Raw genomic sequence first — 12,478 nt, 5'->3', positions numbered from 1 at the left:
CAGAACTGATTGGGGCAGCAGTTCCAGAGCTTCAAAGCTATTTGGGATAGCTGGCGGTTTGATTTCCATGGTTCTACACTACTACTCATCCTTCCCTTTTTGTCAACCCCATCACCTGAATGCTTACAAGTAAATCTTAAGAGGTTATAAAGTAAATTTTAAGAGCTCACATTCGTTGACTATGGATTTCAGCTCACAGGAGTAACAATACGCCTAAATCATGAAAGCATTGCAACGCAAAGGTTATAGCTCTGTTTTCCAATCAGCTGTGACACAAAGATTTTGGTGACATCCAGACGTGATACACTTTTTTCGATAGTTAGCTGAGACTGAATAGTTCAAACCTAGTATCAGCTTTTTTTTTTTGGCTTTGTCCAGTCCGTTCAACTCACGTTGAATTAATCACACCTACCCACTTACCATTAAGGAACAATAAACTGTTATGGTCAATAGTTTCAATGAATGGTCTACCTTAAAAGAAGTGATTGTTGGTTCACCCATTAACTACAATACCCAAGAGTTAGAGCTATCTTTTAAGGTTTTCTTTCACGATGTTGCCTATTCAGCATTTTGTTATCCCTATTACGTAACTAATGGTGGAAGTGATAGTCCCAATCAAACTCAGACATCTCAAAGTGTTGTCACTCATACCCTGAAAAGAAAGTACTTAGAAGAGTTGAACGAAGATGTTGAAGAACTGGTAAGCACTTTGCAGCAGTTGAACATTTTGGTGCATCGACCCATTCCTCTGAGTAAAGCCATTAAATTTGAGACACCTTACTGGAAAGCTGACTGCATTCCCGCCTTAAATGTTCGAGATCAAGCCATTATTTTTGGCAACGAAATCTTGGAGACGCCGCCTCAGGTTCGTGCCAGATATTTTGAAAATGACTTACTAAAGCCAATCTTTTACAAATACTTTAATCAGGGCGCAAAATGGACGAATATGCCAAAGCCCATTATGACAGATAAGTCCTTTGATACCTCCTACATTTCGGGACAAAATGTGCCGGCAATGCAGGAAGTTTATCCTCAAAATGAATCAGCATTTGATATTGGCTATGAGATGATGTTTGATGCCGCTCAGTGCATCCGCTTTGGAAAGGATATTCTAGTCAACGTAGCTACTAAAAACCACTATCTAGCATACCAGTGGTTACAGCGCCATTTTGAAGGGCAATTTAATTTTCATATGCTGTATCAATTTGCTGACAACCATATTGATAGCATTATCCTACCCCTAAAGCCCGGTAAGCTCCTGCTACGTAATCCCCAGTTTCTGGATCGCTTACCGGAGCCACTGCAAAAGTGGGATATCATCTATCCTCCAGAGCCGACTGAGAACATCTTTCCCACCTATGAGGATGATGATTTGATTCTCACCACAAAATACATTGATTTAAACGTATTGTCGATTGATGAAGACAAAATCATCGTTAACTCTCTATTTCCAGAACTGATTAAAACACTGGAGAAGCATGGGTTTACCCCCATTCCTGTACAGCATCGACATCGAAGAATTTTTGGAGGCGGGTTCCACTGTTTCACCCTCGATACCGTTCGGGAAGGTTCTCTGGAAGACTATTTTAGCTAAGTCAATTTAACTCTAAGGGTTTGATTTATCATATGATCGGGGTTCTGGAGCACTAAGTTCAGTTGAACCGTTTATGCCAACTTCCCCTGAATCCCGATTGAACATCATCAGCTCAAACCTGCTGCTTCACAGGATTGCTGAAACTCAAAAACCAAAACTGAAAACGGGTATAGCGCTACGTCCATACGTTAGGAGATTCTACTATTGCCTTTAAACTCAATCTATCTGTCCTAATCAACTCTTGTAGTGCTATACAAGCTTCAATCCCTGATGTGTTGAATTTTTAAGGTTCAGCTATGCTGTTTTCCATCTCTATTGCTTTTTTGATAGTTGGTTTAATTCTCATTGGGGCTATCCTTATGACCCCTTTTCCTCATTGGCCTACCTACTTTAAGATCTGGCAGCATGTGCTGTTTGATCCAGAGCCGTCAATTGGCTTTAAAGATAGGCAAAAGCAGGCTTTATATTTACTAAACTACGCACTTAAACTACCATTCATCGCCCTTTGTTGGTGTCTAGATGACCTGTTATTTCCTCAGTACCGACAGCAGACGATTCGTACTCCTGTTTTCATTATTGCTCAACCTCGCAGTGCCACTACATTTCTGCATCGAACCCTTGCTGCTGACGAGAAAACATTTTTTGGTATTCGACTGTTAGAGTGGCGCTATCCCTCTATTGTGCTGCAAAAAGTGTTGCAATCAACTGGTTTTTTGGAGCGGATGAGCCAGGTAAACTATTGGGGCAGTAATGACCAAGCCGAACTGGCTGAGAAAATGCATTATAGTTACTTGAACGACTATGAAGATGATGGATTTTTATTTGAGGAGTGCTTTTTCTATCAGTTTTATGTTATTAATCGGTTTCCCTATCCCAAACTACTAGAAAATTTGAATAACTTTAGCAAACTTTCTCGCAAAACCCAGGAGAGGATGCTAAAGACTCAATACAAAGTGATTCAAAAGGTGCTTTACTTGCGGGGTGGCGATCGCATCTATATCTCTAAGGATAATGAGTGTCTCCAGCGCTTGGAAATGATGAAGTCCCTCTATCCCGACGCGCTATTTGTCACAATTACTCGACCATCCGAACGGTTTATGAATTCCTATATGACTCTTATCTGTCAATCGGCCTATTGTAAGTCGGGGGTTGATGTCACCCAGATGCCAAGCTGGAAGCCTATGCAGCGGAGGGTCAGAGTAGAAGCGGCTCGCCAAACCATCGAGTTTTTTGAGGGCTTACCCCCAGAACAAAAGCTCTATTTCTCATTTGATCGACTTACTCAAAATATCAAAGATTCTGTGGAACTGGTTTATCGCCAATTGGGTCTGTCCCTAACGCCACAGCAAGCCGAATATCTAGAGAATCTGGATACCCAGCAAAACTTGCGAGATGCGGGATACAAGACGGGTGCTGAGCAATTTCAGGAGTTTGAGTTTTTTGATCAGTTTGCGGCCAAGGTTGACAAACATCATCAAGCCCTCTTGAACTCAATGGATCTGATTAAATAGCTGTTATGGATACTGAAGAAACAACCCAAATTTTAAGGCAGTGGTTTGAAAGCTGGGCCAAGGATGATATTGAAGCGGTCATAGACGGCTTATCAGAAACTGTTGTTTTCTATGCTCCCCAGAACGAATATAATCAGGCCATCCCATATCTTGGACAGAAAGTCGGACGTCAAGCAGTAGCCGAAGCCTTTAAAATTCGAGCCCAAACCGTTGAACTCCTCAGCTATGATTTGCAGGAATTTATTGTTGAGGGCAATAAAGCCTGCATTATTTCCCACACCCGAGAAGTATGCAAACAGACCCAGCAAATTTTTGAGGTGGAAGATGCCCAATTCATTATTTTAGATGAAGATGGCAAAATTGCCTCATGGAGCTTTTACTTTGACCCCAATCTAGAGGTTGCTGCCTTCAAGGGAAACTTGGATCAGCGGTTAATTCAGGCTGTACAAGACAATCAACTCCCTACTGTGCAGTCTCTTCTAGCGATAGGTGCAAATGTCAATGTTAGAGATACCGAAAGTGGGTTGACCCCTTTGATGATGGCAGCGAAGCAGGCTAATGTAGAGATGGTGAGCGTCCTCTTAGATTCAGGAGCAGACTTGTACATGCTTGATAGTTGCTCTGGCACCTCAGTGCTGCATCAAGCCTGTAAAGGAGGGAGTCCAGAAGTCATACGCCTGCTCTTCGAAGCTGGGGCATTTGTGGATGCGGTGAGTGCAACTCGAACGCACCAAACGCCCCTACACTATGCCTTGCGACAAGGCCAGCTTAGCTGTGCAGAAGCACTAATCAGGGCAGGAGCAAACCTAAGGTTTATAGATGGTTCAGGGCAGAACAGTCGGGAAATTGCCACAGATGTCCTAGGTTCAGACCATGCTTTGCTTGAGCTGCTTCAACCTAATCCTGCTGCAACTATTTTTCCAGTGAGTTGAGGGGGGAAATGGATTCACTTAAACTACTGCAACCCTTTAAGCTTGGAGATTTGGAGCTACCGAATCGCATGGTCATGGCTCCGCTCACTCGTAGACGAGCTGATCAGCATCTCGCGCCGACTCCCCTGAATGCTTTGTATTATGCTCAACGGGCTTCTGTGGGGTTGATCATTAGTGAAGCCACCCAAATTTCTCCCCAGGGCAGCAGCCTTCCACGAACACCTGGAATTTATAGCCCTGAGCAAATTGCTGGTTGGCAATTGGTGACTCAGGCTGTACACGACCGGGGCGGGCGAATTTTTCTTCAACTGTGGCACGGCGGACGGTGTTCTCACCCATCGTTGCAACCTCAGGGCGCACTACCAGTTGCTCCGAGTGCGATCGCCCCAGCAGAGGAAAATGCCTTAACTGCCACGGAGGAGGAGGTGCCCTTTGTTGTTCCCAGAGCACTTTTAAGCAGCGAAATTCCTGGTATCGTTACCCAATATCGTAAAGCCGCAGAAAATGCATTGCGCGCAGGAGCTGACGGGGTAGAAATTCATGGTGCTAGTGGTTACTTACTAGATCAGTTTCTGCAAGATAACAGTAACCATCGCACCGATGCCTATGGGGGCAGTATTGAAAATCGTGCCCGTTTGCTAATGGAAGTCACTGCTGCTGTTATTGAGGTGTGGGGATCGGATCGGGTAGGCGTGCGTCTGTCTCCAAGTAGCACGTTCCAGGATATGAATGACTCTAACCCAGAAGCTTTATTTAATTATGTAGTGACTCAGCTTGATCAATTTAAATTTGCTTATCTCCATATTGTAGAACCCCGAATTAAAGGCAGTCATGACGACTTTAGCCAAAAAAAAGTACAGCTTGGTGTTCACCATTTTCGACCCCGATATAGCGGAACATTAATAACAGCAGGGGGTTACACTCGCGAAACTGGAGAAGCGATTATTCGTCAGGGTGATGCTGATCTAGTAGCATATGGTAGATGGTTTATTGCCAATCCTGATTTACCATTACGCTTTGCTCTAAATGCCTCCCTCAATCCCTATCACCGTCCAACATTTACGGGTGGCGATGAACGAGGATACGTAGATTACCCATTTTTGGAATAATTTGAACCATTTAGATCATCAGACCTATTGATACCGTGAGGTAGACTATGATTACTCAAATGCTGATCGGATTATCAGCCCTTTTTGGATCGGGAATACTGTTTTGGATCTGGGAAATTAAAGATCCCTTTCGGTCAGTTGAATACCGTTCTCGGTTTCCAATCGAATTCGGTGCTGCAATGATCTCCGCAGTTTACAGTATTATTCTTGCCTATTTCTTTGTAGCACTGGTCAAACTCACGATTTCTCCGTCCATGATGGATTTCATCGGTTGGACAGGGTTGTTATCTTGGCCGTTGTGGGTGCGCTTATTGATTGCCTACGTCTTAAAAGACTTTAGTTTCTATGTAACCCATTGGATCAAGCACAAAAACAATACCCTTTGGCTTACTCACAATTGGCATCATTCCATTGATCAGCTTTGGTGGTTGGCTGCTCAACGAGAAAGCCTGACAGATGTGCTGTTGTACAAGGTGGGATTCCTCAGCTTTCCATTGTTGGGAATTCCACCTGAAATTATGGTTTTTGTAGGAATTCACTACATGATCCACGATAACTGGATTCATCTGAACGTTAGGTGGCGTTCTTGGATGAAGTTCATCGAGTGGTTTTATGTCACTCCTCGGGTTCATGCCATACATCACTCCCAAAGCGGCTCTGTTACCCAAAATTTGGGGGCTCTACTGACCATCTTTGATCGCCTTTTTGGTACCTATGTTGACCCTGAAAAATTAGCCTCTGACCAAATAGAGTTTGCCTCAGGAGAAAACGCACTTGTTACACCGCGCAAAATCATTGGGGTCTAGAGGTATAGCAGGCTAAGCGCAATAAAAATTTAGCCAAAATGTGATATAGCAATCCTATCTGATTCGTCAAATATAGTGGCCAAAGCTATCGCTCTAACCCTTGCCCAGTAAGGATTTAAAATCTGACAGATTTTACAAATGCTTTAGGATTGCTATATAGGGCAAGGATTATGACCATAATCAGCCAAGATTGCTCAGCATTATGGCATATTTAGATCAAGAGTGTTGATAACAATGCCGCCTTATTGATTTTTGCGTTTACCCTCAAAGGTTTTCAAAGGTATAGTTATAAAGTCAGGATAATAATTGATTAGATGATTACACAAATTATAATCGGGTGGCTAGCAATTTTTTTGACAGGTGGGCTGATATGGCTACTTTGGGAAAAGCCCGATCCCCTAAAAGAGATTCGCTATGCCGAAGAATTTTTGAAGGAGTTTGGTGCTGCTGTAATATCCCTTGTATTTGTCATCATTATTGCTTATGCATACGCTGATATCATTGAGTTTTTTATCCCTCCCATTCTGAAGGAGTGGCTGGGTCAGTTCGGTATACTTGCCCTACCTCTATGGGTGCGGGTGATTTTGGCTTATGTGATTAAGGATTTTTGTTACTACGTTGCTCATTGGTGGATGCACCATAATGATTATCTCTGGCAAACCCACCTTTGGCATCACTCTATTCAAAAGTTATGGTGGTTGGCGGCTCAAAGAACCAGTTTCACCAGTCGGTTTTTATTCCAAGTAGGGTTTCTGGCTTTTCCAATCCTCGAAATCCCCCCAGAAGTTATGTTTTATTTAGGGTTGTTCGGCGCTCTTCACGAGAATTGGACTCACTCAAATGCGAAGTGGCGTTCTTGGATGGGGCTGTTGGAGTGGATTTTTGTTACGCCTCGCTATCATAGCCTACACCATACCCAAGTTGGCGCTTACAACATGGGTAGCTATTTTACCATTTTTGATCGCCTCTTTGGAACTTATCTTAATCCGGACTCTGTTAATCCCGACGAGCAAACCTTTGGAGTCGTTGATCCGCCTATCAACTGGCAAAAGGTGGTTGGGATTTAGCTCCCAACCGGGAAGCCCCGCGCTCTAACCAATAGGGTGGGCGTTGCGTGAGTCTTGGAATCATTTTAACAGTTAGGTGGAATGGGCATCTTGCCTGTTCCTGGCGGTGCGACCCGTTTGGATGGTTGATCACTTTTTTAATAGGCAATATAGCTTGTTTTCGGAGTGAAGTCTGATGCAATACAAAAGACTCGGTGATAGTGACTTGGTCGTTTCTGAAATTTGTCTGGGAACCATGAATTATGGCCAGCAGAATATCTTGGAAGAGGCGATCGCCCAACTGAACTATGCAGTTTCTGAGGGTATTAATTTCATTGATACTGCAGAAATGTATCCAGCTCCTACCCGTGCAGAAACCCAAGGTAAGACAGAGGAATATATTGGGGTCTGGCTACGCAAACAGCCACGGGATAAGCTAGTGATTGCGACTAAGGTATCTGGCCCGTCCATCAGCAGAACCTTACCATTGACCTGGATTCGGGAGGGGAAAAATCGAATTGACCGAAAGAATATCCAAGAAGCAATAGACGGCAGTCTCCGAAGGCTACAGACGGACTATATAGATCTTTACCAAATCCACTGGCCAGATCGGTATGTGCCACTGTTTGGCGATCCAGATTACGATCCCTGCTATGAAAGAGAAACTGTGCCAATTTTGGAGCAATTAGAAGCGTTTGCAGAGTTGGTCAAAGTAGGAAAGATTCGTTATCTAGGTGTTAGCAACGAGACACCTTGGGGGGTGTGTGAGTTTTGCCATCTGGCTCAACAGTTTGGATTACCCAAAATTGTCTCTATTCAGAATGCTTTTAACTTAACCAACCGAGTTTTTCAGATTCATTTGGCGGAAGCCTGTCGTTTTCATAATGTCGGATTAATCGCTTACAGTACCCTGGCTTTTGGTCATCTCTCAGGTAAATATCTGTCCCAAACACCGACAGGCTCCAGAGTTGATTTGTTTCCCGGCTTTGACAGGCGCTACCTTAAACCCAACTTTCAGGAAGCAGTCCAAGCTTATGTGGAATTAGCTCATCAACATGGATTGACTCCAGCACAGTTAGCTCTAGGGTTTGTGCGATCGCGCTGGTTTGTCACCAATACCATTGTTGGGGTGTCTACCATCGAACAACTCAAAGAAAACCTCAGCTGTGTGGATATCGAATTATCTCAAGAAATCCTGGCCGCTATCGACCAGATTCATTCTCGTTATCCCAACCCAACCCCCTAATAGTTTTTAGCTATTGTACAGATTCTTTTCCTAAGGATTAATGAAAAGGATATGACACAACTTAAGGATCCAACCGTGTGGAGCGCTCATGAACTACTCAACTCTAAATACTGGAATTACCACCTTACTCCAGCAGAAGTAGGAGAAATTGAAGCGGCCATTAACACCCTGAAAGTCTCCCACAGCAAAGCCGTATCATTTAATCAACTTAAAAAGACACTGACAGCCATTTTAGAAGAACTGGAGAATGGTACAGGAACCGTGCTTTTGAAAGGGGTTCCGGTTGATCAATATTCAGAAGAGGAACTTGCTGAGGTTTACCTGATTCTATGTCAGCAAATGGGTATTCCCATTCGACAATCGAATTCAGACTGGGATTCCCCATCCAGGGAAAAATCTCAATTTGTCACTTCTATCAGAGCAGAAGCCAATTCTTCTCAAAACGGTAAGCAGTCTAATGATGCCTACAAACTCCATACGGATCGATATGACGTGTTGAGCTTGCTTTGCGTCAGACAGGCTCGAGTGGGTGGAGAAAACCGCTTAGCAAGTGCGGTTACCATCTATAACGAAATGCAGCGATCCCATCCCGGAATTGCCGAGGACTTGTTTCAAGGAATGCCATGGCTTTATGACGGAGAAGGGGGATGGATCAGTTACCCGACCTGGCAGATTCATAAGGGCAAGTTTACAACCCAGGTGTCTAGTACCTACCCGTATCTAAGTCAGTTAATAGAAGGAGCACCACGACTGACTGAGCGTCATAAAGAAGGACTGAATTTGTTACAGGTCATTGGCAGTCAAGTCGGGATAACCCTGAGGCTAGAACCAGGGGATTGGCTGATGGTCAACAATCATGTGGTTTACCATGCCCGCGCTTCTTGGAAAATCGAGTCGGGGAACTATGATCGCTTGCTGCTCAGAGTGTGTTTCTCACCATATAATAGTCGAGAATTGCCCGACACTGATCCGTTTAGACGCTTTTGGGGATCGGTAGAAGCAGGCCAGCCTCGGGGGGGCTTTTTACCCAATCATAAGCTTCCCCCGGATCAAGCGATTCATGAAGCATTGTCAGAAACCGAGTCTTACTGGTTAGACCGATATCTGAAAGTTAGATGGGTCGGACTCAAGCAAACAAAATAGATGGGTCGGACTAAAGCAAACAAAATCAAGGAAGTGCAACATGGTATCTCAAACTGTTACAAGCAAATCTCAGGAAGATGCAAAAACTTTGGTCAATCTTCCAGCAGCCTGGAAAGGGAATGAATTACTGAATTCGACCTACTGGAATTATCGATTAACCTCGACGGAAATTGCAGAGATTGAAGCGGCTATTGATGCTCTCAAAGTCTCTAATGATCAAGCTATTGAGTTTAATCAGCTGAGCAAGACTCTAGGAGGTGTTTCTGAAGAGCTAGAAAACGGAAAGGGAGCCGTTCTATTAAAGGGTATTCCTGTTAATCGATACTCAGAAGAGGAAATCGCAGAGGTTTACCTGCTACTCTGCAGACAGATGGGATTGCCCGTCAGAGAATCTAATTCAGATTTTGACTCTCCGATCAGAAAGACGACACAATTCATTACTTATATTCGGGCAGAAGCTCCAGATTCCTCTGAAAAGGACAAACAGTCCAATGATGCATTTAGGTTTCACTGTGATCGCTGTGATATCAATAGTTTACTCTGTATTAGACAGGCTAGAACGGGTGGGGAGAATCGCTTAGCAAGTGCCATCACTATTTATAATGAAATGCGTCAGTCTCATCCCGATATTGCCCAAGAGTTGTTCAAAGAAATCCCCTTCTTTTTTGAAGGAGAAAACAATTGGACAGGTTATCCACTTTGGTGTATTCATAAAGGGAAGTTCACAACCCAGTATTCCAGCGCCTATGTGAAGTTGAGTCAACTGGTTCCAGGTGCTCCAAGACTCACAGAGAAGCAGAAACAGGGATTGGAGCTTTTAGAAGAAATTGGTCTTAAGGTGGGAATGACCCTGAGAGTAGAACCGGGGGACTGGTTGATTACCAATAATCATGTGATTTACCACGCCCGTTCCTCTTGGCCCATTGAGTCAGGGGAGTATGATCGGTTACTTTTACGGGTTTGGTACACTCCATTTAATAGCCGAGAATTGCCGGACATACCATCGTTCAAAACAATGTGGGGAGCTGTGGACGCGGGTCAACCCAGGGGTGGATTTTTACCGAATCATCCAACTCCCCTAGACCAACCCATTACTGAACCCTTATCGGAAAGGGATGCCTACTGGCTTGCGCAGTACATGAAAGGACGATGGAGAGGAGTGGATCACATCAAATGATATATCAACAGAGAGATTTCAGAATTCATAATATTCAAACATCTCCCCACCATCATTGTTACGGCATGGGGGTTGGGGTGATTATTCTAGATGAGCAATATCCAGGATTTCCTGGCGATACTCGCAATGCCAGTGCGTATCCGTTTCCTATTCAGTACGAAATTGCCGAAGGTTTAGATGGCAAAGAGTTACTGTTTAAAGCGGATAAGTCTCCCTACCTCGAACCCATTCAAAAGGCGGCTAAGAAACTAGAGAAAATTGGATGTCGGGCGATCGCCGGAGAATGCGGATATTTTGCCTATTTTCAGAAGGAAGTTGCTGGTTATGTGAAAATTCCTGTGTTTATGTCCAGTTTGCTGCAAGTGCCCCTGGCACAACAGTTAATCGGGAATAACCAAGTTGTTGGCATTCTGGTTTTCTCTAAAAATGTTTTAACATCAGCCCATCTAGAAGCCGTTGGGATTCAGCCTAACAGTAATTATGTGATTGAAGGCCTGATGGAGTCAGGCTGCTGTCCTGAAATCACAAACCTCTATATGGAACCTGATCCTCTATCACGAGAGGCTAATTATGAGAAAATTGAGCAAGAATTGACGGAATTTGCGGTTGATTTTTATCAACGCCATCCTTACATGGGAGCCTTACTTCTAGAATGCTCTGGTACCCAACCTTTTGCCCGAGCAATTCAGCAGGCGATTCATCTTCCAGTTTTTACCTGGGGAACACTGTTAGACTACGCCTATTCCATTGCCGTACACCGAGATTATTACGGACATATTTGATTTGGGCTGAGTTTTCCATCAGTTTAAGATGCAGGACTTATCTGTCCTCAAGGCCATAATCAACTTTAAGCCTGCTAATTTTCACTGAATTTATACCCGATTTCCATGGAAACTCAAGTAGAACATGTCTCTCCGTTGCCAGATCCAAAAAGGGCTATTTTACCATTTATTGGTTTATTAATAGCACTATTAGCGATTGGATCGGCTCCTATTTTTGTGAAATTTAGCATGGCTGAGATCGGTGCCATTTCTACAATCTTTAATCGTTTTTGGATCGCTGGCCTATTTTTTGGGATTTGGAGTGGGGTTGAGACATTTCGTCAAGATGTATCTGACAAGACACCCGCTGAAGCGCAACCAATCTACACCCTGAAAACAGCAGGCATGTTGTTACTAGTCGGTAGCTTATTTGCCTCAATTCAACTTCTCTGGGCTTTGTCTCTGACCCAAACGAGTGTGGCTAGTTCGGTCACGATTTTACATGGCCTGCGCCCCCTACTAACAACTCTGGGAGGATGGATTTTATTCAAGAATCGTTATGACAGCAGATTTTTAATTGGCATGACAATAGCCATTTTGGGCTCTATTCTCATAGGATTTAATGACTTTTCAGAGTCTGTCTATAAATTTCAAGGAGATTTGTTGTCTGTACTCTCTGCAATCTGCTCTACTTTAGAGCTATTACTCATGGAGCGCCTACTCACCCAGTTCAAAACCCGGACTCTGATGCTTTGGTGTTGTATGATTGGCTCCCTGATCACGCTGGCTGTCTTATTCCTGTTCAGCACATTCACAACAAATGTCCATTTTTTGCCAATATCATGGCGAGGATGGGGAGTGGTTGTTGCTTTAGCTTTCTTTTCCCAAGTAATTGGTCATGGACTCATTACCTATTCTCTCAATTATCTATCCTCAGGAGTTGTCGCTGTTTCTCTGCTCCTTGACCCGGTGATTAGCGCTCTTTTTGCTTGGATAATTTTGAGCGAGCAGGTTACCCTTTTAAGCGGATCATTTTGTTGTATAGTTCTGTCGGGTATATATGTATCTTTGTCGAGCAAATACGCTGTCAAAGCTGATGTTGCTAAAAGTAATCTAGCTGAAGCTGAGCCACTTCTTGGTTAAGACAATTTAA

Annotated in this window: 11 protein-coding genes; all 11 read left to right on the top strand. The window is 43.7% G+C overall.

Annotated elements, in window-relative coordinates; translation table 11 throughout:
- The first annotated feature begins 442 nt into the window (after positions 1 to 442).
- The 11 genes from F6K46_RS28080 to F6K46_RS28030 all read left to right on the top strand — a co-directional run bounded on the left by F6K46_RS28080 (position 443) and on the right by F6K46_RS28030 (position 12,468).
- Positions 443 to 1,594: a glycine amidinotransferase gene (locus F6K46_RS28080; protein ID WP_293061861.1), complete on the top strand. Its 1,152-nt coding sequence runs from the start codon at positions 443 to 445 to the stop codon at positions 1,592 to 1,594.
- 359 nt (positions 1,595 to 1,953) lie between these two features.
- Entirely contained in the window at positions 1,954 to 3,105 is a 1,152-nt protein-coding gene (locus F6K46_RS28075) for a sulfotransferase (protein WP_293061863.1), read from the top strand.
- Positions 3,106 to 3,110: 5 nt separating this feature from the next.
- A complete protein-coding gene (locus tag F6K46_RS28070; protein ID WP_293061865.1) occupies positions 3,111 to 4,037 on the top strand; it encodes an ankyrin repeat domain-containing protein in 927 nt (308 codons plus the stop codon).
- Between the two features lie 8 nt (positions 4,038 to 4,045).
- Positions 4,046 to 5,146 (top strand): alkene reductase, encoded by a 1,101-nt coding sequence (locus F6K46_RS28065; RefSeq protein WP_293061867.1) that lies wholly within the window; start codon positions 4,046 to 4,048, stop codon positions 5,144 to 5,146.
- A gap of 47 nt (positions 5,147 to 5,193) precedes the next feature.
- A complete protein-coding gene (locus F6K46_RS28060) occupies positions 5,194 to 5,952 on the top strand; it encodes a sterol desaturase family protein (protein WP_293061869.1) in 759 nt (252 codons plus the stop codon).
- Positions 5,953 to 6,266: 314 nt separating this feature from the next.
- Positions 6,267 to 7,019: a sterol desaturase family protein gene (locus F6K46_RS28055; RefSeq protein WP_293061871.1), complete on the top strand. Its 753-nt coding sequence runs from the start codon at positions 6,267 to 6,269 to the stop codon at positions 7,017 to 7,019.
- A gap of 175 nt (positions 7,020 to 7,194) precedes the next feature.
- Complete coding sequence (locus F6K46_RS28050; protein WP_293061873.1) at positions 7,195 to 8,244, top strand: aldo/keto reductase; 1,050 nt, start codon at positions 7,195 to 7,197, stop codon at positions 8,242 to 8,244.
- 75 nt (positions 8,245 to 8,319) lie between these two features.
- Positions 8,320 to 9,387, top strand: a complete 1,068-nt coding sequence (locus F6K46_RS28045; protein ID WP_293061875.1) for a TauD/TfdA family dioxygenase — start codon at positions 8,320 to 8,322, stop codon at positions 9,385 to 9,387.
- Positions 9,388 to 9,427: 40 nt separating this feature from the next.
- Positions 9,428 to 10,564, top strand: coding sequence for a TauD/TfdA family dioxygenase (locus tag F6K46_RS28040; protein ID WP_293061877.1), 1,137 nt, complete (start codon positions 9,428 to 9,430; stop codon positions 10,562 to 10,564).
- Positions 10,561 to 11,346, top strand: a complete 786-nt coding sequence (locus tag F6K46_RS28035; RefSeq protein WP_293061879.1) for an aspartate/glutamate racemase family protein — start codon at positions 10,561 to 10,563, stop codon at positions 11,344 to 11,346. Before F6K46_RS28040 ends, F6K46_RS28035 begins: the two co-directional genes overlap by 4 nt.
- Before the next feature lie 105 nt (positions 11,347 to 11,451).
- Positions 11,452 to 12,468 (top strand): DMT family transporter, encoded by a 1,017-nt coding sequence (locus tag F6K46_RS28030; protein WP_293061881.1) that lies wholly within the window; start codon positions 11,452 to 11,454, stop codon positions 12,466 to 12,468.
- Positions 12,469 to 12,478: the final 10 nt, after the last annotated feature.

Origin of the sequence: Moorena sp. SIO3E8 (genome assembly GCF_010692445.1) — a bacterium.
Lineage (GTDB): Bacteria > Cyanobacteriota > Cyanobacteriia > Cyanobacteriales > Coleofasciculaceae > Moorena > Moorena bouillonii.
The sequence above is the reverse complement of the archived record's forward strand: the minus strand, read 5'-3'. Positions and strand labels throughout refer to the sequence as shown.